At 72.6% G+C, this 25304-nt stretch carries 27 protein-coding genes; 16 read left to right on the top strand and 11 right to left on the bottom strand.

Annotation, left to right across the window (positions count from 1 at the left end; translation table 11 throughout):
• The first annotated feature begins 2 nt into the window (after positions 1-2).
• Genes IG94_RS0131610 through IG94_RS0131590 form a run of 5 tightly spaced genes read left to right on the top strand, consistent with a single transcriptional unit; the run spans position 3 to position 5406 of the window.
• Positions 3-1340, top strand: coding sequence for an MATE family efflux transporter (locus tag IG94_RS0131610; RefSeq protein ID WP_372459474.1), 1338 nt, complete (start codon positions 3-5; stop codon positions 1338-1340).
• Positions 1337-2284 (top strand): glycosyltransferase family 2 protein, encoded by a 948-nt coding sequence (locus IG94_RS0131605; protein ID WP_031045139.1) that lies wholly within the window; start codon positions 1337-1339, stop codon positions 2282-2284. The genes IG94_RS0131610 and IG94_RS0131605 overlap by 4 nt, the downstream gene beginning before the upstream one ends.
• Positions 2281-3525 (top strand): polysaccharide pyruvyl transferase family protein, encoded by a 1245-nt coding sequence (locus IG94_RS0131600; RefSeq protein ID WP_031045136.1) that lies wholly within the window; start codon positions 2281-2283, stop codon positions 3523-3525. The genes IG94_RS0131605 and IG94_RS0131600 overlap by 4 nt, the downstream gene beginning before the upstream one ends.
• Entirely contained in the window at positions 3522-4073 is a 552-nt protein-coding gene (locus tag IG94_RS0131595) for a dTDP-4-dehydrorhamnose 3,5-epimerase family protein (RefSeq protein WP_031045133.1), read from the top strand. Before IG94_RS0131600 ends, IG94_RS0131595 begins: the two co-directional genes overlap by 4 nt.
• A gap of 7 nt (positions 4074-4080) precedes the next feature.
• Positions 4081-5406: a glutamate-1-semialdehyde 2,1-aminomutase gene (locus IG94_RS0131590; protein WP_031045131.1), complete on the top strand. Its 1326-nt coding sequence runs from the start codon at positions 4081-4083 to the stop codon at positions 5404-5406.
• Positions 5407-5452: 46 nt separating this feature from the next.
• Here IG94_RS0131590 and IG94_RS0131585 read toward each other — a convergent pair whose 3' ends face one another.
• On the bottom strand, positions 5453-6133 hold the full coding sequence (locus IG94_RS0131585; protein WP_031045125.1) for a phosphatase PAP2 family protein: 681 nt from the start codon (positions 6131-6133) through the stop codon (positions 5453-5455).
• A 175-nt stretch (positions 6134-6308) separates the two neighbouring features.
• Positions 6309-6890, bottom strand: a complete 582-nt coding sequence (locus IG94_RS0131580; protein WP_031045123.1) for a TetR/AcrR family transcriptional regulator — start codon at positions 6888-6890, stop codon at positions 6309-6311.
• An 87-nt stretch (positions 6891-6977) separates the two neighbouring features.
• Between IG94_RS0131580 and IG94_RS0131575 the strand changes: the two genes are divergently transcribed.
• The 3 genes from IG94_RS0131575 (at position 6978) to IG94_RS0131560 (ending at position 10624) form a co-directional block, all read left to right on the top strand.
• Complete coding sequence (locus tag IG94_RS0131575; RefSeq protein WP_031045121.1) at positions 6978-8210, top strand: MFS transporter; 1233 nt, start codon at positions 6978-6980, stop codon at positions 8208-8210.
• A gap of 251 nt (positions 8211-8461) precedes the next feature.
• Positions 8462-9898 carry a methyltransferase domain-containing protein gene (locus IG94_RS43735; RefSeq protein ID WP_224326431.1) on the top strand — a complete coding sequence of 479 codons (1437 nt, stop codon included), beginning with the start codon at positions 8462-8464 and terminating at the stop codon, positions 9896-9898.
• A 30-nt stretch (positions 9899-9928) separates the two neighbouring features.
• Complete coding sequence (locus IG94_RS0131560) at positions 9929-10624, top strand: class I SAM-dependent methyltransferase (protein ID WP_031045116.1); 696 nt, start codon at positions 9929-9931, stop codon at positions 10622-10624.
• Positions 10625-10803: 179 nt separating this feature from the next.
• Here IG94_RS0131560 and IG94_RS0131555 read toward each other — a convergent pair whose 3' ends face one another.
• Entirely contained in the window at positions 10804-12732 is a 1929-nt protein-coding gene (locus IG94_RS0131555; RefSeq protein ID WP_031045113.1) for an ABC transporter ATP-binding protein, read from the bottom strand.
• Between the two features lie 278 nt (positions 12733-13010).
• Here IG94_RS0131555 and IG94_RS0131550 point away from each other — a divergent pair, with 278 nt between their 5' ends.
• The 4 genes from IG94_RS0131550 (at position 13011) to IG94_RS0131535 (ending at position 16388) form a co-directional block, all read left to right on the top strand.
• Positions 13011-13868: a TetR/AcrR family transcriptional regulator gene (locus tag IG94_RS0131550; protein WP_031045110.1), complete on the top strand. Its 858-nt coding sequence runs from the start codon at positions 13011-13013 to the stop codon at positions 13866-13868.
• Positions 13869-14034: 166 nt separating this feature from the next.
• Complete coding sequence (locus IG94_RS0131545) at positions 14035-14928, top strand: beta-keto acid cleavage family enzyme (protein WP_031045105.1); 894 nt, start codon at positions 14035-14037, stop codon at positions 14926-14928.
• 27 nt (positions 14929-14955) lie between these two features.
• Positions 14956-15912: a 3-hydroxyacyl-CoA dehydrogenase NAD-binding domain-containing protein gene (locus IG94_RS0131540; protein ID WP_031045103.1), complete on the top strand. Its 957-nt coding sequence runs from the start codon at positions 14956-14958 to the stop codon at positions 15910-15912.
• The gene (locus IG94_RS0131535; RefSeq protein ID WP_031045101.1) at positions 15909-16388 is read left to right on the top strand and encodes a thioesterase family protein; all 480 of its coding nucleotides are present in this window, start codon (positions 15909-15911) and stop codon (positions 16386-16388) included. The genes IG94_RS0131540 and IG94_RS0131535 overlap by 4 nt, the downstream gene beginning before the upstream one ends.
• Before the next feature lie 105 nt (positions 16389-16493).
• Here IG94_RS0131535 and IG94_RS0131530 read toward each other — a convergent pair whose 3' ends face one another.
• The 4 genes from IG94_RS0131530 to IG94_RS0131515 form a co-directional block, all read right to left on the bottom strand.
• Positions 16494-16877: a YwqG family protein gene (locus IG94_RS0131530; protein ID WP_031045099.1), complete on the bottom strand. Its 384-nt coding sequence runs from the start codon at positions 16875-16877 to the stop codon at positions 16494-16496.
• 91 nt (positions 16878-16968) lie between these two features.
• Complete coding sequence (locus IG94_RS39775) at positions 16969-17544, bottom strand: HAAS signaling domain-containing protein (protein ID WP_052410950.1); 576 nt, start codon at positions 17542-17544, stop codon at positions 16969-16971.
• Positions 17541-17906, bottom strand: coding sequence for a PadR family transcriptional regulator (locus IG94_RS0131520; RefSeq protein WP_031045092.1), 366 nt, complete (start codon positions 17904-17906; stop codon positions 17541-17543). Before IG94_RS0131520 ends, IG94_RS39775 begins: the two co-directional genes overlap by 4 nt.
• A gap of 129 nt (positions 17907-18035) precedes the next feature.
• Positions 18036-18647, bottom strand: coding sequence for a TetR/AcrR family transcriptional regulator (locus IG94_RS0131515; protein WP_031045089.1), 612 nt, complete (start codon positions 18645-18647; stop codon positions 18036-18038).
• Between the two features lie 140 nt (positions 18648-18787).
• Between IG94_RS0131515 and IG94_RS0131510 the strand changes: the two genes are divergently transcribed.
• Positions 18788-19723: an alpha/beta fold hydrolase gene (locus tag IG94_RS0131510; protein ID WP_031045086.1), complete on the top strand. Its 936-nt coding sequence runs from the start codon at positions 18788-18790 to the stop codon at positions 19721-19723.
• Positions 19724-19773: 50 nt separating this feature from the next.
• Here the strand turns inward: IG94_RS0131510 and IG94_RS0131505 are convergent, their stop codons facing one another.
• From IG94_RS0131505 to IG94_RS0131495, 3 genes are read right to left on the bottom strand one after another with little or no spacing between them, the layout of a single operon-like run.
• Entirely contained in the window at positions 19774-20802 is a 1029-nt protein-coding gene (locus IG94_RS0131505) for an alpha/beta hydrolase family protein (RefSeq protein ID WP_031045084.1), read from the bottom strand.
• 14 nt (positions 20803-20816) lie between these two features.
• A complete protein-coding gene (locus IG94_RS0131500) occupies positions 20817-21167 on the bottom strand; it encodes a hypothetical protein (protein ID WP_031045082.1) in 351 nt (116 codons plus the stop codon).
• Between the two features lie 13 nt (positions 21168-21180).
• A complete protein-coding gene (locus IG94_RS0131495; protein ID WP_031045077.1) occupies positions 21181-21681 on the bottom strand; it encodes a TetR/AcrR family transcriptional regulator in 501 nt (166 codons plus the stop codon).
• A gap of 306 nt (positions 21682-21987) precedes the next feature.
• On the opposite strand from IG94_RS0131495, the gene IG94_RS0131490 reads away from it, so the two are divergent.
• Both IG94_RS0131490 and IG94_RS0131485 read left to right on the top strand, forming a co-directional pair.
• Complete coding sequence (locus IG94_RS0131490) at positions 21988-22791, top strand: SDR family oxidoreductase (RefSeq protein ID WP_031045073.1); 804 nt, start codon at positions 21988-21990, stop codon at positions 22789-22791.
• A gap of 83 nt (positions 22792-22874) precedes the next feature.
• A complete protein-coding gene (locus IG94_RS0131485) occupies positions 22875-23756 on the top strand; it encodes a helix-turn-helix transcriptional regulator (protein ID WP_211269704.1) in 882 nt (293 codons plus the stop codon).
• Between the two features lie 106 nt (positions 23757-23862).
• Here IG94_RS0131485 and IG94_RS0131480 read toward each other — a convergent pair whose 3' ends face one another.
• Positions 23863-24777 carry an alpha/beta hydrolase gene (locus IG94_RS0131480; protein ID WP_031045067.1) on the bottom strand — a complete coding sequence of 305 codons (915 nt, stop codon included), beginning with the start codon at positions 24775-24777 and terminating at the stop codon, positions 23863-23865.
• A 106-nt stretch (positions 24778-24883) separates the two neighbouring features.
• Between IG94_RS0131480 and IG94_RS0131475 the strand changes: the two genes are divergently transcribed.
• On the top strand, positions 24884-25300 hold the full coding sequence (locus tag IG94_RS0131475) for a MarR family winged helix-turn-helix transcriptional regulator (protein ID WP_031045065.1): 417 nt from the start codon (positions 24884-24886) through the stop codon (positions 25298-25300).
• Positions 25301-25304: the final 4 nt, after the last annotated feature.

The raw sequence follows: 25304 nt of genomic DNA, 5'->3' as shown, positions 1-25304 counted from the left end.
CCATGACCACCGGGGAGGAGAAGCGGACGCCCGCGGCGGAGCGGGCCGGGCCCGTCCGGCGGACCGGCACCCGGGGCATGGTCGGCCGGCTCTCGTGGGGACTGGCCGACCAGGCGGCGTCCAGCCTGTCCAACTTCGTGGTCGGCGTCTACGTGGCCCGCGAGCTCGGGCTGACCGCGTTCGGCGTGTTCAGCCTGGCCTGGGTGACCTACGGCGTGGTGCTCAACGTCTCCCGCGGGCTGGCCACCGACCCGCTCGTGGTGCGTTTCAGCGGCGTGCCGGAGACGGCCTGGCGCGAGGCGGTGGCCCGCTCCTCGGGCACCGCCCTCGGCGTCGCCGCTGCCATCGGCGTGCCGTGCCTCGTGCTCGGCCTACTGATCGGCGGCCGGGTGGGGCCCGCGTTCGCCTGCCTGGGCGTCGTACTGCCGGGGCTGCTGCTGCAGGACGCCTGGCGGTACGCGTTCTTCGCCGCCGGGGCCGGCCGCAAGGCGTTCGTCAACGACGTCGTGTGGGGCGTCGCGCTCGTCCCGGCGATGGTGGTGGCGGCCCAGGTGGGCAGCGTGTCCGCCTTCGTGCTCGCCTGGGGCGGATCGGCGGCGGCGGCCGCGGTCTACGGCTGCTTCCAGTCCGGCATCCGGCCGAGGCCGGCGCGGGCACGCGCGTGGCTGCGCGAGCAGCGCGACCTGGGCTACCGGTACCTGGTCGAGAACGTCGGCGTCAGCGGCGCGAGCCAGCTGCGCGCCTACGGGCTCGGCGCCATAGTCGGCGTCGGCGCGGTCGGTGTGGTGCGGGGCGCCGAGCTGCTGATGGGCCCGTTCCTCGCCGTGCTGATGGGCCTCTCCCTGGTCACCGTCGCGGAATCGGCGCGGGTGCTGCGCCAGGCCCCGCACCGGCTCGGCCGGTTCTGCCTCCTGCTCGGCGGCGGCCAGGCCGTCGCCGCCCTGCTGTGGGGCGGAACGCTGCTGCTCCTGCCGGACCGGCTGGGCGAACTGGTGATCGGCGACGTCTGGAGCGGTGCGTCGGAGCTGATCGTGCCGGTCACGCTGAGCGTCGCGGGCGCCGGCATCGGCACCGGCGCGGCGGCCGGGCTGCGCGCCCTCGCCGCGGCCCGGCGCAGCCTGCGCTGCCAGCTCTTCGCCTCCGCCTGCTACGTCGGCGGCGGGCTCGGCGGCGCCGTCGCGGGCGGCACGGTCGGCTCCGCCTGGGGCGCCGCGGCCGCGTCCCTGTGCGGCTCGGCCGCGTGGTGGCTGCACCTGCGGGCCGCCCTGCGCGAGCGCCACCCCGATCCCGTCCCCGAAGTCCCCGAAGTCCCCGAAGTCCCCGAGACGAGGAACCCATGACCGCACGCCCCCGGCTGAGTATCGGCCTGCCCGTGTACAACGGCGAGGAGTACCTGGCCGAGGCGTTCGACGCCCTGCTCGGCCAGACCTACGAGGACTTCGAACTGGTCGTCTCCGACAACGCCTCGACGGACGCGACCCGCGACATCTGCCGCCGCTACGCCGCGCGGGACTCGCGCGTGAGGTACATCAGGCTGTCCCGGAACATCGGCGCCGCGCCCAACCACAACCACGTCTTCACCGAGTGCCGCGGCGAGCTGTTCAAGTGGGCCTCGCACGACGACCTGTACGCCCGCGACCTGCTGCGGCGCTGCGTCGAGGCGCTGGACGAGCGTCCCGAGGCGGTCCTCGCCCACTCCGGCCAGGCCGTCGTCGACGGCGACGGCAAGGTCAAGGTCCCCTACGAGTACGGGCTCGCCACCGACTCGCCGCACGCGCCGGAGCGCTTCCGCAGCCTGCTGTTCGAACCGGGGGGCGACGACTTCTACGGGGTGATGCGGGCCGACATGCTGCGCCGGGTGAAGCCGCACGACAGCTACCACCACGCCGACCGCACGTTCGTCGCCGAGATCACCCTGCACGGGCCCTTCCACCAGGTGCCGGAGCTGCTGTACTTCCGCCGGGACCACCCGACCCGCGCCGAGCGGGCCAACCCCTCCAAACGCTCCCGGTGCGTCAACCTCGACCCGCGCCGGGCGGGCCCGCTGCACCCGACGCCCCGGCTGCTCGCCGAGTACGTATGGGGCTTCGTCTCGGCGGTCCGGCGGGCGCCGCTGTCCGCGGCCGACCGGCGCGCGTGCTACGGCCACCTGGCCGCGTGGCTGACCAGCCGGGCCCGTCCGGGCGCCGGCGAGCGGGTCGAGGACCGCACCCCGGTCGATCCCGACCGGCTCACCGTCTCCGTCGACGACCTCGTCGCCGGCCGCGAAGGGAAGAACGCATGACGCCGGAGCACACGTCCCCTTTACGTGTGGGGGTGTTCGGCCTGTTCGGCGCCGGGAACACCGGCAACGACGGGTCACTGGAAGCCGTGCTCGACCACCTCCGCGCCGCGCACCCCGAGGCGGTCGTGGACGCGATGTGCGGCGGACCGGAGATCGTCGCGACCCGGTACGGGATCCCCACGACACGGCTGAACTGGTACCGCGGCGAGTACCGGACGGCGTCCCGGGCGGGCGCCGTCGCGGGCAAGGGCCTGGGCAAGATCGTCGACGCGGTCCGCACCGCCGCCTGGGTGCGCCGGCACGACGCGGTGATCGTGCCGGGCACGGGCGTCCTGGAGACCACGCTGCCGCTGCGGCCGTGGGGGTTCCCGTACTCGCTCTTCCTGCTCTGTGCGAGCGGCCGGCTGCTGCGCACCCGGGTCGCGCTCGTCAGCGTCGGCGCGGGCCCGATCGGCAACCGGCCGACACGGGCCCTGACGCGGTGGTCGACACGGCTGGCCTCGTACCGGTCGTACCGGGACACCCAGTCGCGCGACGCGATGCGGGCGATGGGCGTGGACACCGCGCGGGACGAGGTCTACGCGGACCTCGTGTTCGCGCTGCCCGCACCGTCGGCGAACGAGCCCGCGGACACGCCCGGACCGGTCTGCGTCGGCGTCATGGACTTCCACGGGAGCAACGACGAACGCGACCGCGCCGAGGAGATCCACCGGCGCTACCTGGACGGGACGACCCGGTTCGTGCGCGCGCTGGCGGCGGAGGGCAGGCCGGTCCGGCTGCTCACCGGCGACGAGCTGGACCGGCCGGTGGCCGACGCGATCGTCGACGCGGTGGGCTCGCCGCTGGTCACCGTCGCCGAGGCGGCCTCGCTGGCCGACCTGATGAAGGAAACGGCGGGTGCCGACGCCGTCGTGGCGACCCGGTACCACAACCTGGTCTGCGCGCTGAAGGTCGGCACTCCGACGCTCGCCCTCAGCTACTCGGCGAAGAGCGACTCGCTCATGGCCGAGATGGGACTGGGCGAATACTGCCACTCGGCGCGCGAGATCGACGCCGAACGGCTGCTGGAGCGGTTCCGGGCGCTGGAGCGGCGGTCGGCCGAGCTGCGGCGGACGCTCGCCGAGCGGAACCGGGCCGTCGCCCGGCGCGTCGAGCACCAGTTCGCCGCCCTGACCGCGGTCCTGGCGCCGGGACCGGACCCCACCGACCCGCGCGCCCGCGCCCGGCAGGAGGCACCGTGAAAGTGACCGAAGTCCCGGAGGTCGCCGGCGCGTACCTCTTCGAGCCGACGCCCCACGCCGACGAACGCGGCTTCTTCTGCCGCACCTTCGACGCCGACGTGATCCGCTCGGTGGGCCTCGACCCGGCCGCCTTCGTCCAGGACAGCCTCTCCCACTCGGTCCGGGGCGTCCTGCGCGGCCTGCACCTGCGCTCCGGCGCGGGCGAGGCCAAGCTGGTGCGCTGCTCGTACGGGAAGGTCTTCGACGTGGTCGTGGACCTGCGTCCGCACTCGCCGACGTACCTGGGCCGCGGCTTCTTCGAGCTGTCCGGCGAGACCCAGACGACCCTGTACATCCCGGCGGGCTGCGCGCACGGCTTCCAGGCGCTGACCGAGACCGCCGACACCTCGTACCGCATCGACCGCCCGCACGACCCGGCCGAGGACGTGACGATCGCCTACGACGACCCGGACCTCGCCATCCCCTGGCCGCTGCCGGTCACTTCGGTGTCCCGGCGGGACCGGGAGGCACCGGGCCTGGCCGAGATCCTCCGGCACGAGAGGGGTTGAAACGGTCGTGACCGGCGAGGACTTCACCCTGCCCCGCTCCCGGGCGGCGAACGAGCGGCTGCACGCCCTGGTCCCCGGCGGCGCGCACACCTACGCCAAGGGGGACGACCAGTACCCCGAGGGCCTGGCGCCCGTCATCAGCCACGGCCGCGGCGCCCACGTGTGGGACGTCGACGGCAACCGCTATGTCGAGTACGGCTCGGGACTGCGGTCGGTCAGCCTCGGCCACGCCCACCCCCGCGTGATCGAGGCGGTGCGGCGCGAACTCGACCGCGGCAGCAACTTCGTGCGGCCCTCCGTCGTCGAACTGGAGGCGGCGGAACGCTTCCTGGCCACGGTGCCGACCGCGGAAATGGTCAAGTTCGCGAAGAACGGCTCCGACGCCACCACGGCCGCGGTACGCCTCGCCCGCGCCGCCACCGGACGCCCCCGGGTGGCCGTCTGCGCCGACCACCCGTTCTTCTCCGTCGACGACTGGTTCATCGGCACCACACCGATGTCCGCCGGTGTTCCGGCGGCGACCACCGAACTGACCCTCTCCTTCCCGTACGGCGACCTGGCGGCGGCGGAGGAGCTGCTCACCCGGTACGAGGACGAGGTCGCGTGCCTGATCCTCGAACCGGCCGCACACACGGAGCCGCCGCCCGGGTACCTCCAGGGCCTGCGCGAACTGGCCGACCGGCACGGCTGCGTCCTGGTCTTCGACGAGATGATCACCGGGTTCCGCTGGTCGGAGGCGGGCGCGCAGGGCCTGTACGGCGTCGTCCCCGACCTGTCCACCTTCGGCAAGGCGCTGGGCAACGGCTTCGCCGTCGCCGCGCTGGCCGGGCGCCGCGCCCTGATGGAGCGGGGCGGGCTGCGGCACCCCGGCGACCGGGTGTTCCTGCTGTCCACCACGCACGGGGCGGAGACGCACGCGCTGGCCGCGGCCATGGCGGTGCAGACCGTCTACGTCGAGGAGGGCGTCACCGCACGGCTGCACGCGCTGGGCGAGCGGCTGGCCTCCGGTGTCCGCGAGGCCGCGGCCGGCATGGGTGTCGGCGACCACGTCGTCGTCCGGGGTCGGGCCAGCAATCTGGTGTTCGCCACCCTCGACGGCGACGGGCGGCCTTCGCAGGCGTACCGCACCCTGTTCCTGCGCCGGCTGCTCGCGGGTGGGGTGCTGGCGCCGTCGTTCGTGGTGAGCGGCGCGCTCGACGACGCCGACATCGAGCACACCGTCGAGGTGGTGGCCGAGGCGTGCGCGGTGTACCGCAAGGCGCTGGACGCCGGCGACCCCACCCCGTGGCTGGGCGGGCGGCCGGTGCAGCCGGTCTTCCGCCGCCTGGTGTGACCGGACGGGCCGCCGCGTGAGGTGCGACGCGTGAGGTGACGCCCCGTCAGGGACGGTACGGGTGACCGGCGTCGGCCATCGGGGCGGCTGTCCGGCCTGCGGCCCGGTCGACCAGCCAGGCGGCCGCCGGAACGACGGCCAGGGCGGTGCACCAGCCGCCCAGGGCGTCGGTCGCGTAGTGCGCGCCGAGGGCGACCTGCGCCCAGCCCATCGCGGCACCGGCCGCCGGGGCCGCTCCGAGCACGACGAGGACGCCCGTCGTCCTGCCGAGGCCGAGGCGGCCGGCGGCGAGCAGCGCCAGCACGAGGGCGAAGGCGGTGAGGAAGGCGGTGTGGCCGCTCGGGTAGGACAGGTGCCCGCCGTTGATGGTGCGTCCCACGACGCGCTTGAGCAGCGTCGTCGTCGCCACGCTCGCGCCGGTCCCGGCCAGGACGAGCACCGCCGCGCGCGGGCTCCGCAGCAGCAGGCAGCCCGTCAGCGCCGCCCCGACCAGCAGCACCGCGCCCGCGGGCTCGCCCAGGAAGTCCGTGGCCGTCGCCACGTGCCGCCAGGGTGCTCCCGGTCCGTACACCGCCGCCGAGATCCGCGCGTCCACCGTGCCGGGGTCGCCGTCGTCGGCGTATCGGATTCCGAGCACGAGGAGCACCAGCGCGGCGAGCGCCGCGACCGGGGCGAGCCACCCGCGCAGCGAAGGGGGCAGCAGCGCGGGCGCCGGTCCCCCGGTCACCGGCGGACCGCTCCGCGCGGCAGGGCGCCTCCGAGGCCGTCACGGGCGGCGCGGCCGTCACGGGCGGCGCGGGGGCCGGGGCCGGGGAGCCTGCGCGGGGGCCGGCTTCGGGACACGGCTCCGGGACCCGCGAAGTATGCGCGCATTGGCGCAGTTTACCGGCGACCGGGAGGTGTCAGGGCGGGGCGTCGGGGAGGCGGGGAGCGGCGCCGACGACGGCGTGCACGACGCCCGCGACCAGCCGGCGGTCGAGCGGGGCCGCGTCGAAGCGGCGGTGCATGGGCCAGCCCTCGACCAGGGCGTCGAGGGCGCGGGCCACCGCGGGGGTGAAGTGGAGCGAGAGGCTGTCCCGGCTGCGCGCGACCCAGGTGCGGGTGATGTCGCGTACCGCGGGGCTGTGGTTGGCGTAGGCGTACATCTCGAAGATGAGCGTCATGTCGCGGTCGTTGGCGTAGTCCGGCCCGCAGATCAGCTCGACGACGGCCGCCTCGGCCTCCGCCGTCGAGGCGGCGTCGCGGACGCTGCGGCGGTAGAACCGGGACATCGTGTCGGCGAGGCGGGCGAAGGCCTGCGCCAGCAGGTCGTCCATGCCGTCGAAGTAGTACGTGAGCGAACCGAGCGGGACACCGGCCCGTGCGGCGATCTTGCGATGGGTCGTCCCGAAGACGCCGCTGCCGGCGACGACGTCGAGTGCGGCGTCCAGGATGCGGTCCCTGCGCCCGGGATCGTTGGGGACCTCACGCCGTGTGCCGCTCACGGCCCCAATGTGCCACAGGGGCGCTCCCGCGAAGTGTGTACGCTCGTACAGATTCTGTGGTGAACGTCCTACTGGAGGCATGTACCCGTGACCGTCAGCCCCGTTCGGCGCCGGTTCGCCGTGTTCGCCCTGTTCTTCCTGCCCGGCCTCGCCATGGCGTCCTGGGTGACCCGCACGCCAGACGTGCGCGACCTGCTCGGTGCCTCGACCGGCCGGATGGGTCTGGTGCTCTTCGGCCTGTCGGTCGGATCGATGGTGGGCATCCTGTGTTCGGGCCCCCTTGTGGCCCGCTGGGGCGCCCGGCCCGTCATCGCCGCCGGAACCCTGGCCACCGCCGCGGGCTCGGGCGTGATCGGTCTGGGAGCGGGTGCGGGTTCGGACGCCGCCGTCGCCCTCGGACTCGCGCTGATCGGTTTGGGCATGGGCGGTGGCGAGGTGGCCCTCAACATCGAGGGTGCCGAGGTCGAGCGGCTGCTCGGCCGGTCCACCCTGCCCGCGATGCACGGCTTCTACAGCCTGGGCACGGTGGTCGGAGCGGTCGCCGGCATGCTGCTGACCGCCGTCTCCTTTCCCGTTCTGTGGCACCTCGTCGTCGTCACCGCCGTCGTCCTGGCGGTGCTGGTGCCGGTGATCCGGTACGTGCCCGCGGGCGTCGGACGCAGGACGGGCACCGGGCCGAAGGAGCGGGACGCGGCACGGCCCGCGGTGTGGCGGGAGCCGAAGCTGCTGCTCATCGGGGGCATCATCCTCGCCCTCGCCATGGCGGAGGGGACGGCGAACGACTGGCTGCCCCTGGTCATGGTCGACGGCCACGGCTTCGACGCCGCGCTCGGTTCGGCCGTCTACGCCGTCTTCGCCGCCGCCATGACCGTCGGCCGGTTCGCCGGCGGCCCGTTCGTCGACCGGTACGGCCGCGCCGCCGCCCTCTGCGCCAGCGCGGTGGTCGGCGCCCTCGGCATCGCCCTCGTGATCCTCGTCGACCACCAGGGCGTCGCGGCGGCGGCCGCCGTCCTGTGGGGCATCGGCGCGTCGCTGGGTTTCCCCGTCGCCCTCTCGGCGGCCGGCGACTCCGGCGACGACTCCGCCGCGCGGGTCTCCCTCGCCGCGACCGTCGGCTACGTCGCCTTCCTCGTGGGTCCGCCCTCGCTCGGCCAGCTCGGCGAGCACTTCGGGCTCCGCAACGCCCTGTTCTTGGTCCTCGCCCTCGTGGTGGCCGCGGCCTTCGCCACCCCGGCCGCCCGCAGCGCGCGGACGGGGGTGCGGGCCGTCCGGCCGGGCGACGCGCCGGCCGAGGCGCTGCCGGAGCGCCACGGCCACTGAATTCCCACGCGCCCCAGGCGTATCGAGTGTCGGCAATTCGGCCAGTCCCGCGTGCCGGTGGACCGGCCCGGGCAGCGGGCCGCTCCGCCCGGCCCCGTACGCGGCAAGGGGTGCGGCTCGTCCGAATCGAGCGCGTTCGATTCCTGGTCGGCGTCGTTGTGCCGGGTGACGCCGCTGCTGATGCCCGAGGCGGGTGCGGCCCCGGTCGCCGCCCGCACCCGCCTCACGCGCCCACGGAAGGAAGGTCGCCCGTGTCCACCACACGGCAGGAATGGAACGCCGGTTACGTCGACGGCCGCCGCTACCGGCGGCTCAGCGCCCCGGAACGCTCGCTGCTCTCGGAGCACGTACCCGCCCCGGCCGGCGGGCGCGCCCTCGACGTCGGATGCGGCGTCGGTGAGCTGGCCGCGCACCTGTCCTCGCTCGGCTATCGCGTCGACGCCGTCGACTGGTCCGAACACGCCCTCGCCGCAGCGGCAGCCGGCCACGCGGCGGCCGCCCGGTGGCTGCACCTGGACATCGAGGCGGACGACTGGGCCGCGCTGGACGCCGACGGCTACGACCTCATCACCCTGCGGCTCGTGTACCCCTTCCTGAGGCACCGCGACGGCACGCTGCGCGCCCTCGGCCGCCGTCTGCGCCCGGGCGGCGCGCTCGTGGTCATCGTCCCGAAGGCCGCCGACACCCCGTCACCGCGGCGCGGCATCGCGCTCGACGAGGAGGAACTGGCCCGTCTGCGGGCCGGCTGGCCCTCGGCCGACCGGCACGACACCGACGGCCTCTCCGTCGTCGTCCTGCGCGGCCCCCACTCCGGGGACACCGCCGGGGACGGCGTCCCGGGCAGCCCCCGCGAGCACCACATGCACCTGCGGCCCCGCTCCTACGCCCAGGTGGAGTCGGGGCGCAAGACGATCGAGGTACGCGTGGCGACCCCGGCGCTGCGGACGGTCGCGGAGGGCGACACGATCGTCTTCCACGACCGGGCCACCGACCGGCAACTGGACGTCCTCGTCCGGCGGTCCACCACGCACGCGTCCTTCGACGCACTGCTCGCCGCGCACGATTTCCGACGCGTGGACCCGGACGCACGGCACGCGGAGCTCCTCGGCGCGCTGCGCGGCACGCATCCGCCGGCCGAGGAGGAACTGGGCGTCCTCGCCTTCGAGTTCGACCACCGGCCGGCCCGTCCGGGGCAGCCGCTGCCCATGGCACCCGCCGACTACCTGACGACGATTCCCCACTACACGATGTACAGCTGCCTGTACGTCCGGGACGCCGACGACCGGCCCGTTCAGCTGCGCTCGGTCTACGGCAAGCGGCTCTGGCAGTTCCCGGGCGGGATCAGCGACGCGGGCGAGGACCCCCTGGGGACCGCGCGCCGCGAGGCGGTGGAGGAGACCGGACTCGCACTCGGCCCCGGTCAGCCCCGCCTGCTGCTCACGCACTATCTCCACCCCGGTCCGCGGTGGCCCATGGGGAAGATCGGCTTCGTCTTCGACGGCGGCAACCTCACGCCCGGACAACTGCGCCGCATCCGCCTCGATCCGCAGGAGCACGACCTGTGGGCCGTCCACGGCCTCGACGAGTGGCGCCGCCTCATGGGCGAGGCCCCCTACGCCCGCCTGGCAGCCGTCGAACGGGCCCGCACCGACCAGGGCCCCCACTACCTCGTCACCGACTCCGTCTGAGGACCACCCCCGAGCAGCCCAGGAGCGCCCGTGTCCGTCGAAGACCTCAACGCCCAAGCCTGGACCGTCTACGGGCAGCGCCAGCTGACCCACGGATACCTGCCGCCCATCCCTCAGCGTATGAACTGGTCCCCGTGGAACGACGTCGGCCCGGGTACGGAGATCCTGGGCGACCTCGCCGGCCGAAGGATCCTGGACATCGGTTCCGGGCCTGGGCACCACGCCGTCCACCTCGCTCAGGACCACGGCGCTCTGGTGACCGGCGTCGAGCTGTCGCCGACCCAGTACGAGCGCGCCGTTTCGGCCCATGCCGACGTCACGGGCGTGAAGTTCGTCCACGGAGACGTAGTCGGCTTCCTGCAGAGAGCCGAGCCGTTCGACGCCGCGTACGCCGTCGGGACCCTGGCCTTCATCGACCCCTACCGCGTTCTGCCCGCGCTCAGCGACGGTCTGCGCCCCGGAGCTCCGCTGATCCTGTCTCTCCTCCACACCGACCTGCACGGCCGTGGCCCGACCTCGACGGTGGAGCCGCGCGAGCAGATGGTCCGGTTGCGGGACGACCCGCCCCTGCCGACCAGGATGTGGGTCCTGGCGCCGCACGTGTGGGAGGACCTGCTCACCGCACACGGCTTTCGGATCGGGTCCATCGACCTCCTGCGCAGCCCCACCGAGGGGGTCTTGAACGTGCAGCAGCTGATCCGAGCCACCCGGAGCGACGCCGATTAGGTCCAGTGATGTGCCATCTCGGGGACCGTACCCGGCAGTTCGTCACCGCAGACGAGCTGGGCCACCGACACGAAGCGGTGTCGCCGGAGGCGGCGTACGCCGGGGGCCGTCGCGCTGCACGCCCCCGACGACGTCGTCGCCCTCGGGGGCCTCCGTGCCGAGTTGGAGAAGGACTTGGGCTAGGCGGTCTCGGAACCGGCGCTCGTGCGGGCGGGCGCGGGCGTGCCGTGGTGTCCGTCCGGTCCGGGACCGGACGGGCCGGGCAGGTCGCCCGGGACGGATTCCGGGGCCAGGGACCCCGCGGGGGACGGCTCGGCGCTCTCGCCGAGGAAGCCGCCCGACTGGTGCCGCCACAGCTTGGCGTAGGCGCCGCCCGCTCCGAGCAGCTCTTCGTGGCTGCCGTGCTCGACGACGGTTCCGCGGTCGAGGACGACGAGGCGGTCCATGCCGGCGACGGTGCTCAGGCGGTGGGCGACCACCAGGGCCGTGCGTCCGTCCATCAGCCGCCACAGGGCGTCCTGGACGAGGAGTTCGCTCTCCGAGTCCAGCGCGCTGGTCGCCTCGTCGAGCAGCAGGATCGGGGCGTCGCGCAGGATGGCGCGGGCGAGGGCGACCCGCTGGCGCTGACCACCCGAGAGTTTCACCCCGCGCTCCCCCACCAGGGTGGCGAAACCGTCGGGGAGCTGCCCGGCGAACTCCGTGACGTGCGCGGCCTCGGCCGCCGCGTGGACCTCCTCGTCGGTGGCGCCGGGGCGGGCGAAGGCGATGTTGTCCCGCAGGCTGCGGTGGAACATCGCGGGCTCCTGCGGAACGTAGGCGATCAGGGAGCGCAGGTCGTTCTGGCGCAGCCGGCTGATGTCCTGACCCCCGATCAGGATGCGTCCCCGGTCGATGTCCGACATCCGCAGCAGGAGCCGGGTGAGCGTGGTCTTGCCGCCCCCGGACCTGCCGACCAGACCGATGCGGGCGCCGGCGGGCACGTCCAGGTCGAGTTTCCGGAAGATCGGCCGGGCTCCCCCGTGGGCGAAGGTCACCCCCTCGAACGTGACGCCGGTGTCCCGTGGGGCGAGCGGCACGGGATCCACCGGGTCGAGCACGGTGGGCGGGTCGAGGAGCAGCTCGGTGAACTGTGCGGCCTCGGTCATCGAGCTCTCCAGCCGCCGGTAGATCTGGTTGAACTCGAACATGATCTGGGTGGCGTTGGCGTAGTAGGTGAAGGCGACGACGATCTCCTCCACTCCCTGTCCCGGGCCGCCGAGGGCGAGGGCGACCACCAGGCCGAGCACGTTGGTCAGCACGGACATCGGGGCGATCAGGACGTCGACGCGCAGGTTGCCGTAGTCCCACGAATCGAGCGTCAGCCGCCGGGACTCCGCGACCCGGCTGCGGTGCTCCCCGGCCTCCCGCCGCTCGGCCGCGAACGCCCGGACGGTCTCCATGTTCGTGAGGCTGTCGGCGACGTGGCCGGCGACCCTGGCGATCGCCTCCTCCCGGTGTTTGACGAGCCGCTGCCGACGGCGGATCAGCGGCGTGGCGGCCACCACGGTCAGCGCCATCATCGCCAGCAGACCGACGACGAGCATCGGTTCGTAGCTCCACAGCACCACGGCGCCGAAGACCAGGGGGACGAGACTGCCCACGATCCGGAACGTCATCGTGTCGACGAAGTCCTCGAAGCGCTTGCCGTAGCTGAGCACCCGTTTGGTCAGGGAGCCGGCGAAGTTGTCGTGGAAGAACGCCGCGTCCTTGGCGAGGAGTTCGTCCATGCCGCGTACGTACAGGTGTTCCATGCCCAGGGCGTCCACGCGGTTCAGGCAGTGCTGCCCGACCCGCCACAGGGCCTCGGCCAGCAGCAGCGTCACCCCGAAACCCAGCACGTACGGCAGGGCCGAGCCCAGGGTGAGACCGCCGTCGTCGGCAGCCTGGCCGGCCAGTTTGGCGATCAGCAGCGGGCCGATGTAGCGGATGCCGATGTTGCCCACGGCCGGCAGCAGCATCGCGGGCACGGCCAGTCGTCGTAGTCGCAGCAGTTCCCGGCCGTAGTGGCGCAGCGCCAGGACGACCGCGCCCCTGCCCGGCGCCGGTCCTCGCGTATCTGTGGTCCCCATCACACTCCCGGTGGTTCGGAAGCAGGAAGTTTCCCGAAGGGCGACGCGTTCGGTCCAGGCATTTAACGCGGACCGGCGATAACCGGACACCTTGCTTCCGGAGCACGGTGCGACCTCGGAAGGCGACAGGGGAAGGGCTACTCCAGAGTGACGAGGGTGGTTGAGCTGCTGACTGGCGTGACAGTCAGCAGCTCAATCACCCGTTCTACCTGCATCTTCTTCCTCAATCGCTTCGTCAGTGTTGAGTTTTTCGCAACACGCGCCTAGGGTCGTGGCCCGTGGAAACCGACGACGCCCTCGACGGCGCACCGACCGCCGACACCGCCGCCCGCGTCCGCGAGGTGATCGCGGCCGCGGGCGTCAGTCAGCGCGAGTTCGCGCGCCGGGTCGTCATGGATCCGTCCAAGCTCTCGCGTTCCCTGAGCGGCACCCGCCGTTTCACGGCCGCCGAGTTGGCGCGGATCGCCGACGAGGGCCGGGTCGACGTGGGCCGGCTGCTCGGCGGCCGGACCCGTGAGCAGGCCGCGGCGCCGACCGCCGGCCTGGAGGGCGGTCGGCCGCTGCAGATCGTCCGGGAGACGGTCCGGCTGATCGCGGAGCACGGCTTCCACGCGGTGCGGGTCGCCGACATCGCCCGCGCCTGCGCCACCAGCAGCGCCGCGATCCACTACCACTTCCCGGGTCGCGCCGAACTCCTGGAGGCGGCCGTGCGCTGGTGCATGGACGAGGACACCGCGCGCCGCGCCGCCCGTCTCGCCGAGGCGGACGACGCGGCGGCGGAGCTGCACCAGCTCATCGCACTGCAGACGCCGCGCACCGCGCAGCAGCGCCGCCAGTGGGCGGTGTGGCTCGACCTGTGGGCCGAGGCCGCGCGCTCCACTGCGGTGGGCCGGCTGCACTCCGAGTACTACCGGCAGTGGCGGGAGACCGTCGCCGACGTCGTACGCAGGGGTGTCGAACAGGGCGTGTTCCGCGCCGGGTCGGATCCGCGGGCGGCGGCACTGACGCTGACCGCGCTGATCGACGGCCTGGCGACGCACGTCCTCTCGGTGAGCGGGCCGGAGTCCGCCACTGCCGCGGACGCGATGCACGCGGCGCTGACCACCCACGTCACCCACACCATCCTGGCCCCCTGACCCCGAACACCCCCGGCTGCCGCACGAGCCGGCGCCCGACCGCCGTACCCGTCGGCGCCCGACCGCCACAGCACTCGGCCCGACCGCCACAGAAGTACCGCACCCGCCCGCACCGCACCCGCACCCCCACCACGGTGGGAGCGGCCAGACTCCGGGAGGCCCCCGCATGCCCCTGACCGAGAACGTCATCATCACCTGCGCGCTCACCGGCGCCGGCGACACCGTCCGCAAGAGCCCCCACGTCCCCGTCACCCCGGAGCAGATCGCGAAGAGCGCCGTGGAGGCGGCCGGCGCCGGAGCGGCCGTCGTCCACATCCACGTACGCGACCCGGAGACCGGAGCCCCGTCCCGCGACCCGAAGCTGTACCGGGAGGTCGTCGAGCGCGTCAAGGAGACCGGCACCGACGTCGTCATCAACCTCACCGCCGGCATGGGCGGCGACCTGGTCATCGACCCGGACGACCCGCTCACCCACCTGCCCGGCACGGACCTCGTCAGCGGTCTGGAGCGCCTTCCGCACGTCGAGGACCTGCTGCCCGACATCTGCACGCTGGACTGCGGCTCGCTCAACTTCGGCGACGGCTCGAACCTCTACGTCTCGACGCCCGACATGCTGCGCACGGGCGCCCGGCGCATCCAGGAGCTGGGCGTGCGGCCCGAGTTGGAGATCTTCGACACGGGCCAGCTCTGGTTCGCCAAGCAGTTGCTCGCGGAGGGCCTGCTCGACGACCCGACCGTGTTCCAGCTGTGCATGGGCATCCCGTGGGGCGCGCCCGCCGACCCCGGAGTGCTCCAGTCGATGGTCAACATGCTGCCGGACGGCGCCCGTTGGGCGAGCTTCGCGCTCGGCCGGATGCAGATGCCGTGGGTCGCGCAGTCGATCCTGCTCGGCGGCCACGTCCGCGTGGGCCTGGAGGACAACCTGTATCTCGGCAAGGGCAACAAGGCGACCAACGCCCAGCTCGTCGAGCGGGCCGTGGCCATCACCGAGTCGATCGGCGCCCGCGTCGCGACCCCGGACGAGGCCCGCGCCACCCTCGGTCTCAAGCCCCGCCAGTAGCCCCCTCGACGACGAAGGATCCCTCTCATGACCTCACCCGAGAACGTCCGCCGCGTCGCCTGCGTCGGCGCCGGAGTCATCGGCGGCGGCTGGGTCGCCCACTTCCTGGCGCGCGGCTATGACGTGACGGCCTGGGACCCGGCGCCCGACGCCGGGCGGAAAGTGCGCCGCCTGGTCGACGCCGCGTGGCCGACGCTCATCTCGCTCGGCCTGGCCGACGGCGCGTCGCCCGACCGGCTCACCGTGACCGACACCCTGGAACAGGCGGTGTCCGAGGCGGATTTCGTTCAGGAGAGCGCGCCCGAGAAGCTCGATCTGAAGCGTGAGCTGCTGGCCCGCCTGGACGCCGCGACACCCGCCGGCGTCGTCATCGCCTCCTCGACTTCCGGCTATCCCATGACCGACATGCAGACGGCGGCCGCCGACCCGTCGCGCCTGGTCGTCGGCCATCCGTTCAACCCGCCCTACCTCGTCCCGCTGGTCGAGGTCGTCGGCGGCGAGCACACCGACGCGTCGGCGGTCGCCTGGGCCTCCCGCTTCTACGAGATCGCGGGCAAGTCCGTCATCGCGATGGACAACGAGGTTCCGGGCTTCATCGCGAACCGCCTCCAGGAGGCCCTGTGGCGCGAGGCGCTGCACATGGTCGCGAACGGCGAGGCGACGGTCCGGGACATCGACCTGTCCATCACCGAGGGTCCCGGGCTGCGCTGGGCGGTGATGGGGCCGATGCTGACGTTCGCGCTCGCGGGCGGCGAGGGCGGCATGGCGCACATGCTGGACCACTTCGGCCCGTCCCTGAAGTCGCCGTGGACGCGCCTCGAAGCGCCGGAGCTGGACAAGCAGTTGTACGACGCGGTGGTGGCGGGCTGCGACGAGGCGGCGGACGGCCGCTCCATCGCCGACCTGGTGGCCGAACGCGACCGGGGCGTCGTGGAGGTGCTGCGCGCCACCGGCCGCCTGGACCGCGAGGGGGACTCCCGATGAAGCGGCTCCCGCTGTTCCGCGGCACGGTCCGCCCTGAGTGGATCGACTACAACGGCCACATGAGCGAGGCCTTCTACGTCCTCGTCTTCGGCCACGCCACGGACGCGCTGATGATCGAGACGGGCCTGGACTCCGGCTACCGCGAGTCCACGGGCTGCTCCCTCTACACGGTCGAGTCCCACCTCCGCTACCTCCAGGACGTGCCCGAGGGCGCCCACCTGGTCATCCGCACGCGCGTGTGGGGAGCGGCGGCGCGCAAGGCGCGCTTCGCGCACGAGATGTACGTGGTGCCCGACCCGGAGTCGGAGCCGGCGCCCGAGGCGGCGCCGGTCGCGACGACGGAACTGCTCGCGGTCCATGTCGACCAGCGGGTGGGCCGGGCGACCGGGTTCCCCGACGCGGTCCGGGACCGCTTCACGGAGCTGACCGAACCGGCTCCGGACTGGGCGGGCCGCTCGATCACCGCAGTGACCTGACCCGCCCCGGGGGCCCGGACGACGTGCCGGGTCCCCGAGCCGAGGCCGGGTGTCCGCGCCGCACGCCCGGCCACTGCCCCTGAAGCCGGCGGACGCCCGCCGGGTTCAGGGGTTGGCGTGCATCTGGACTTCGACCCGGTCGAAGCGGCGTTCCGCGAGATCCTGGCGCCTGATGGTCCAGAACACGATCCCCCCGGGAAACCCGCACCACTGCGCGAGCAGCGCCCAGCCGTCGGGGTGCGAGTCGCGGTCGTGGTCGTCGTCCTCCGGGTGGGCGGAGCCGGCCACCGGGTCGCCGTAGTCGTCGAAGTTCGCGTCGTGCCCGCCGAGTTGCCAGTCTCCGCCGCCGTCGGTCTGGTCGGACCAGACGTCCCGCAGTGTCTCCGCGTGGGGGTGCCGGTCGAGCATCTCGTCGTCGGGCGGTGTGGACGGCAGGGACACACCGGGCACGAGCCGGAGGTCGCCGATTCCGCGCAACTCGGCGTCCAACTCCCCGGGACTGTCGTAGTCGTAGATCGCGTAGTCGGGGGACGACTTTCGAGCCGCGGGAGAGACGGACCGAGGTGAACGCCCCGTCCTCTCAGGCTGCTTGAGGCCGCAGGCGGGCGGCGCCGCGTCCCAGTCGGACGGCTCCGGCCAGCGGGGCCACCGCTGCGATCAGGAAGGCGCCGTAGATTTCGTAGGCCCCGAGACGGCCGCCGGCGCCGAGCAGCGCGGCGACCGCGGGCGTCACCACCAGGGGCGAGAGCGTGCAGATGATGCCCAGCCGCTTGTCCTGCCCGGCCCATGCCGTGGAGCGCCAGATCCGCACGGCGGCGAGGACGGCCACGACGACGCCGACGCCGACGACCCAGAACGGTGCGGACAGCACCATCATGGCCAGGGTCACCGCGGTGCGCACCCGGCTCTCCGGCTGCAGCGGGCGCACGCCGGGCTCGTCCGCGATCGCGGCGGCGGCGATCTCCCGGGGCGTGCCGAGCCGGTCCAGCTCCTCCTGGACCGCGGCGTCGCCGGAGCCCGGCGGCAGCACGGACTCGATGTGCTCGCGCAGGTCCGCCAGCAGATCACGACGCCGGTCGTCGGACAGCACCGCCGCCTCCGCCTCGACCGAGGACAGGTAGGCGCGCACCAGCGGGTGGGTGAGGGCGTTGCTCATGATTCAGCTCCAGGAACAAGGAATCGGTCGACGGCATCGCGAAAGCCGGGCCAGTGCCCGGCGAACTCCTCAAGGGCCTGCCGCCCCTGGTCGGTCAACTGGTAGTACCGGCGAGACGGACCGCTGGCGGACTCCATCAGGAACGTGTCCGCCAGACCGGACCTGCGCAGGCGGGACAGCAGCGGGTACAGCGTCCCCTGGCTGGTCGCCATGACCGGCGAACCGGCGAGGACGTCCAGCAGCTCCACTCCGTAGCGGGGCCCGTCCCGCAGCAGGGCCAGAACGCAGTACTCCAGTACTCCCTTGCGCAGCTGGCTCACGCTGCGGGCTTCCTGCTCGTTACTTGCTTTGCCAGCTACCATGCAATGCATAGTACACACCCGACCGCTGCCGGTCACCAGGCCGGCGCACCCGTACACGGAAAGCCATGGGGACCGCGTCCGACCCGGACGCTGGAGCGCTCAGGCCCCGCCGAAGGCGCCCTCTCGGGGTCATCGAGGGCCGCGTGCGGCCCCGTTGCCCATCTCGAGAGCCCGCGCAAGCGCGTCGAGGGTGACGTCCACGACGGCGTGCAGTTGCTCCGCGTCCGCCCCGGCCCTGCTCATGACGGCGAGGGACTGGTTCACGGCCGCGACGTGGACGGCGTAGGTCCCGGCCGTCTCCTCGTGCAGCCCGCCGGCCTTCAGCGCGGCGTGCAGTCGGGCCCGCTGGAAGCCGACCGCCTCTCGCGCGCGCGTGGCGACGCTCGGACTGAGCACCGGTGCCGCCATGGCGGACTGGGCCACCAGGCATCCGTCGGGCAGACCGGGGTCCGCGACGCGCTCCAGGGTGACCGCGAAGAAGGCCCGCACCGCTGCGAGGGGGCGTTCGCCGGCACAGGAGAGCGCGGCCTCGTACTCGGCTCCGTAACGCGTCGCGTAGCGCTCCAGACAGCGGGTGAAGAGCGCGTCCTTGTCGCCGAAGGAGGAGTAGATCGAACTGCGGTTGAGCCCGGTCACCCGGGAGAGGTCGTCCACCGACGTGTCGGCGTAGCCGGCCCGCCAGAACTGGATCATCGCGGCATCGAGTGCCGTATCGGTGTCGAACTGCTTCCTGCCCGCCATGGCGAACCTCCGTACCGCTCCGGCGCGTGTCTGCGGTCACCTTATCTTGAACTGAATGGTTCAAGATGCCTAGGCTCCACGCATGGCCGCACTCGGGTGCCCGTCCTGCTCACCGTTCTCGTAGTCCACGGAGGAAGACCATGCCTGACCCCGCGATCACCGCCCGCCTCTCCGGCAACCCGGTCCCGGACCTGCCCCTGCACGACCTGGCCGGCTTCGCCCACCGCTGGGTCGACGCGGGCGGCACGCGGCTGCATGCCGTGGAGGGCGGCCGGTCGAACGGCGGGCCTGCGGTCGTTCTGCTCGCCGGGTTCCCACAGACCTGGTGGGCGTGGCGGAAGGTCATGCCCACCCTGGCCGACCGGTACCACGTCGTCGCGATCGACCTGCCGGGCCAGGGCCACTCGGAACGCCCGGACGGCAGTTACGACACGCACACGGTCGCCGCGTACGTCCACGCCGCGGTGAGGGCACTCGGAGTCCCGTCGTACTGGCTGGCCGCCCACGACATCGGTGCCTGGGTCGCCTTCTCCCTCGCCCTGGAGTACGAGAGTCAACTGCACGGCGTCGCACTGGTCGACGCGGGCATCCCGGGCATCACACTCCCCGACGCCGTCCCACTCGATCCCGAACGGGCGTGGAAGACCTGGCACTTCGCGTTCCACCTCGTGCCCGGCCTGCCCGAGACACTGCTCACCGGCCGCGAACACGAGTACGTCGGCTGGTTCCTGAAGGCCAAGGCCCTCTCCCCCGCCGCCTTCGACGACGCCGAGATCGAGCAGTACGCCGCCGCCCTCGCCGCCGACGGCGGACTTCGCGCATCCTTGGCCTACTACCGGGACGCCGCCGCATCGGCACGCGGGAACCACGCGGCCCTGGACCGACAGCACCTGACACTGCCGGTCCTCGGCATCTCCAGCAGCCACGGCTCCATCCCCGACATGGCGTCGTCCCTCAGGCCGTGGGCCGGCAACGCCGCAGGGGTCGTCGTGCCGGACGCGGGACACTTCGTCCCGGACGAACAGCCCGGCGCCCTCGCTGCCGCCCTGGTCGACTTCATCGCTCGGGGCGACTGAGACGGCCGGCCCGTCCAGCGGTCCGGCGGCCGCGGAGTCCTCGGCCGGCGTCAGTGCCGGGTCAACCGGCGCAAGGCGTCGAGTACGGACGGAGCGAGCGTGTCCGGGTGGTCGGGGTCGTGCATCAGATGGTCCACTGCCGGCAGCGTCACCCGGCCCGGCCGGCCTGCCTGCGCGCGCCGCAGGGCGTTCGTCAGGGCGTTCGTCGTGGCACAAGGGACCTGGGCGTCGTTCGTGCCGCAGGTCAGAAGCACCTTGGTTCCGGGTCGGAGTGCGGCGGCGGTGTCCGGTGGGTAGACGGCGTCGTCGCTTTCCACGAACCGGGCGTTGGTTCCTTGGAACGCCTCGAAGAGCTGGGCGATCGCGGTGGGCAGGTCGGTGGTGTCGACCGGCCGGCGTTCACGCAGGGAGGTGACGGCGGCATCGATGGCCGCGTTGACGGTGCGTTGCTGCTCCGGGGTGAGCCGGCCCTGCCGGGTCGCTTCGGCCACCTGGGCCTTGAGTTGGAGCGTGACCAGGTCCAGCATGCGGATCGCCTGGGGCTGCAGCAGCGCCAGTCCGACGGGGCGCGGGCGGACGGTGCCGCCGAGCACCAGGCCCGTCATCGCGCCCTCGCTGTGCCCGACGAGCAGCAGTCGGTGCGGGTCGGTCTCGGGTTGATCGCGCAACGACGCGTAGGCGGCCCGCGCCTGGCGGACGAATGCCGGGTAGTCGAGTTCTTCCGGGCGGTCCCGGTAGGCGCCGAGTCCGGTGCGGCCGGTGCCGTACTTGTCGAACCGCAGCGTGGCGACTGCCTCCCCGTCGAGCGCGTCGGCCAACTGCGCCAGGGTGTCCGGCGAGGACGCGGGCGGTTGGTTGCCGTCGCGGTCGGTGGGGCCGCTGCCCGGCAGCAGTAGTGCCGCCCGCAGCCGTTGCCCGGCACGGTGTTCGGGGACGTGCAAGGTGCCGTACACGGTCGTGCCGTCGGCCGTGAAGACGACCTCGCGGTCGGCGGCGGGCACGAGGCCGGGTGCCGCCTCGGCCGGGGCGGCGGTGACGGCGGCCAGGGCCACCACAGCTGCTGCCAGGTGTCGGAACATCGGCTTGCCTCTCTTCATGCGAGGGCCTTTTCGACCAGGGCCACAGCCGCGCGGGGGTCGTCGACCTGGAGCACCAGGCGTGCGTACCGCTCGTCGGCGAGTTCGATCACGACCGCCTTCGACGCGTCCCTGACATCCCAGAAGACCTTTTCGCCATCCTGGTGGAACGTGCCGGCGGTGATCACGCCGGGGACGTGGGAGCCCGGCGCGCGGATCCCCTTGGGGTCGGTGGCGATACCGGGGTCGGCGGTCACGCCGCGGACGTTGGCCAGCGGGATGGTCAGGCTGCCCTTGAATGCCCAGAGCTTGTCGAAACCCTCCATCACGACGACGAGGTCGTCGCCGTCGATGCGTATCAGTGCCATGTCGGTTTCCTTTTCAGGGAAGTGGGTCGAGGTGCCGGGTCAGCGCGGTGGCGACGTTGTCGGTGTTGCCGCGCAGCAGAATGCCCAGCGCGGTGGCGGTGAGGGCCGCGGCCAGGTCGGCGGGGACGCCGAGCGCGTCGGCGATCGCCCGGTCGACGGCGGCCAAAGCGGCCGTCACCTCGGAGGCGACCTCCTCGTCGACCGGTGCGCGTTCGACCGTCGCGAGCAGGAGCAGGCGGAGGTCGGCCGCGGTGACGAGTCGCAGCGCGGCCTCGGCATCCGGTGCGCCGCCGAGGGCGTCGAGCAAGGGGCGGACGTCGTCGGCGAGGTGACGGCGCAGAGCGATCAGGTAGAGGCCGCGCTTGCTGCCGAACGTCTTGTACAAGCTGTTGCGGTGCACGCCGAGGTGACTGACGAGGTCGTCGACGGACACACCGTCATAGGCGCGTCCACCGAACAGCTCCACAGCGGCACGCACCGCTTCGTCCTCTTCGAATGCTCTTGGCCTGCCCATGGCCACCAGAGTAGACAGTTGAGGAACGATCAGTCAAGAACGATCGTTCCTTAATTTGCGGTCCGGCAGCATCGTCGCGCGCCGACAGTGCACCGAGCGGGTGTGCAGCGCCGGTGCACAGCGCCCGTGGGCCAGGCAAGGGGGGTCTCGGAGTACCTGTAGAGCCAGGGTCTCCCAGGCCTTCGGGACGGCTGCCAGCCTGTGCGGGTCGGCTCGCGGAGACGCAGGGGAAGTAGAGCGCCCTGGACGCAAGCGACGACAACACTCCACGGACCCGTGCGTTCACGGCAGAAGAAACGAGAACCAATGGCGGACAGCCAATTCACCACTCACGCGGACCTTTTCGACCTGAGGGGGAAGAACGCGCTTGTCACCGGCGGCACCAGGGGCATCGGGATGATGATCGCGCGCGGCCTTCTGCAGGCGGGCGCCCGCGTCGTCATCAGCTCACGCAAGGCAGACGCGTGCGCGGAGGCACAGCGTCAACTGTCCGAATTCGGCGACGTTCAGGCATTCCCCGCCGACCTGTCCAAGTACGACGAGTGCCGGCGCCTCGCCGATCTCGTCAAGGCCGACTCGGAACGCCTGGACATCCTCGTCAACAACGCGGGAGCGATGTGGCGCGAGCCGCTGGAGACGTTCCCGGACGAGGCCTGGGGCTCAGTGCTCGACCTCAACCTCAAGTCGCCGTTCTGGCTGGTGCAGGCGCTGCTCCCCGCACTGCGCAGGGCGGGCACCGCCGATGATCCCGCGCGGGTCATCAACATCGGCAGTATCGCCGCCCTCCACGTCGCCGACTCGCCCAACTACTCGTACGCCAGCAGCAAGGCGGGACTCCACCAGCTCACCAGAGTGCTCGCCAGGGAGCGGGGCCCCCAGCACGTGACGGTGAACGCGGTAGCACCAGGACCGTTCCCTTCGCAGATGATGGCGTCCACGCTCGACGCCATCGGTGACACGATCGCGGCGAAGGCCCCCTTGCGCCGGCTCGGCCGCGACGATGACATGGCAGGTGTCGCCGTGTTCCTCGCCGGCCGGGCCGGGGCCTACCTCACGGGCACCGTGATCCCGGTCGACGGCGGCATCGCCACGACCGCGTCGGGCACCTAGGGGGTGTCGGCACGAGCCGTGGCGGCGGCCGACGGGCCCTCCCTCCGCATGCGGGCAGGGCCTAGGGTGAAGGGGTGGTGATGATGGATCTGCGTACCGAGATCAAGGAGTTCCTGAGCTCGCGTCGCGCGCGGATCGCGCCCGACCGGGCCGGACTGCCCTCGTACGGCGGCAACCGCCGGGTGAAGGGTCTGCGCCGCGAAGAGGTGGCCCTACTGGCAGGTGTGTCGGTCGACTACTACGTGCGTATGGAGCGCGGCAGCCTCGGCGGCGCCTCCGACGGGGTGCTCGACGCGTTGGCCTCCGCCCTGCAGCTCGACGAGGCCGAACGCGATCACCTCTTCCACCTCGCGCGGCGGACCGGGGGGCCCGGCGGTCCACGCCGCCGGCGACCCGCCGTGACGGTGCGTCCGGCGCTGCAGCGGGTGCTCGACGCCCTCACCGATGCGCCGGCCTGGATCTGCAACGGCCGTTACGACGTCCTGGCCGTGAACCGACTCGCCCGCGCACTCTTTTCGCCGGTGCTGGCCGACACGCGACGGCCGGCGAACACCGCGCGGTTCGTGTATCTGGAGCCCGATGCGGCAGCGGAATTCTTCGTCGACTACGACCGGATCGCCCGTGACGTGGCCGCGAAGCTGCGCATGGAAGCCGGCCGCAATCCGCACGACGAGGAACTGATCGCCCTGGTCGGTGAATTGTCCACACGCAGTCACCTGTTCCGGCAGCGGTGGGCGTCTCGGGACGTTCGACTCCACCGGTCCGGACGCAAGCGTGTCGACCATCCGGTGGCGGGCCGGCTCGACCTGGACGTCGAGTCCATGGAGATGCCCGCCGAACCCGGCCTGCTCCTGAACGTCTACACCGCGCCCGCCGGCACGGCGACCGCGGACGGTCTGGCCCTCCTGGCGTCGTGGGCGGTCGGCCGGGAGAGGCCGGCGACCGGGATCCGGGCACTCGGCTGACACACCGTCGAGCTGGCTCCCGGGCTGTGGAGGCGCGGGTACCGGAGGCGCGGTGGCGGCAGCCCTCCGGCGCCGCCGGCCGGGAACCGGTGCCCGGCCGGGACCTTCACAGGTTGTCGGCGTAGAAGTCAACCAGTCGGGCGACGGCGGCGTCCACGTACTCCGGTACGTCGTACATCTCGTAGTGGCCGGCTCCGTCGATCACCATCAGGTCGGCGGGGTTGGGTGCCATCTTCCACAGGCGCATGCCCATGTCGTAGGAGCCGGTGTTGCCGATTCGGCCGGCGAGGACGACCTGGAGCGGCTGCGTCATGAGCTGGTCGACGAGGTGGAAGGCGTCGTAGCCCAGCAGGAGGGAGTCGCTGCGGGACAGGCGGCGGTTGGTGGAGTGTTCACTGCCTCCGCGCGGGGTGCGGTAGTAGGTGACGGCCTCGGTGGTGTCGATGTCGGTGAGACCCGCCGCGGCGGCGTCCTCCAGCGTGTCGGGCAGCCAGTTCACCCGGCCCGTCTCGCCGGTGCGGGCCTCCTCGATCCGCGCATCGGCGAGAGCGTCGAGCGCGGCGGCAGGGCTGCCGGACTGGAAGCCGCGGAACGAGATGCCCATGTTGCCCGGGACGACGGTGCCCACGGCCTTGATGCGGTGATCGGTGCGCGCGGTGTGGACGGCGTAGCCCCCGCCGGCACAGATGCCGAGGACGCCGATGCGGTGCGGGTCGATGCCGGGGAGCGTGGTGAGCGCGTCGATGGCGTAGGAGATGTCCTCGCCGCGCCGGTAGGGGTCCTCCAGATCCCGCGGCTCACCGCCGCTGCGGCCCTGGTGGGCGGGGTCGAAGACGAGAGCGGCGATGCCGCGTGCGGCGAGGCGGGAGCCGTACTCGGCCCCGATCTGCTCCTTGACGCTGCTGCCGGGGGTGGAGAGCACCACCGCTCGCAGCGCGGTGGAAGCGTCACTGGCGTCAGGGAGGTGGAGATGGGCTGCAAGCTCGATCGGGCCGCGCGGGATCGTGAGGTGCTGGAGCACGGGGTTCCCTTCGTGGGATCGTCGCCGCGTACAGTCAGTACGAAAAGCAACTGGTACGGTTTGGAACTAATACGAAACGGTACCATCAGGTGAGGAGAGGCGCGGCATGTCGGTCGACGGAGCACGGCTGTGGAAGCTGAACCAGCGGCTGCTCGGCGTCGTGATGGACGCGTGCACCGCCGAGCTGACCGCACTCGGCCTGGAGACGAAGGAGTTCTTCGTCCTGGCCGAAGTGGAGAACTCTCCGTACCCGGCGCAGATCGCGTCGGCGCTCCTGCTGCCGCGGGCGAGCGTGACGGTCTACGTGCGCAACCTCGTCGCCAAGGGCCTGGTCGAACGGGAGATCGACGAGGCCGACCTGCGTCGTCACCGGCTCGTCCTGAGCGATGCCGGTGTGACGGCGCGGGACCGGGCTCTCGCGACGCTCGCCGCCGAGTACGACCGCCGGCTGGCCAGGATCACCGAGCAGGACCGTGTCGACCTGCAACGCATCCTCGGGCAGATGCTCGACCTGCCCGAGTGACGCG

The organism is Streptomyces olivaceus, from assembly GCF_000721235.1.
Classification (GTDB): domain Bacteria; phylum Actinomycetota; class Actinomycetes; order Streptomycetales; family Streptomycetaceae; genus Streptomyces; species Streptomyces olivaceus.
The sequence above is the reverse complement of the archived record's forward strand: the minus strand, read 5'-3'. Positions and strand labels throughout refer to the sequence as shown.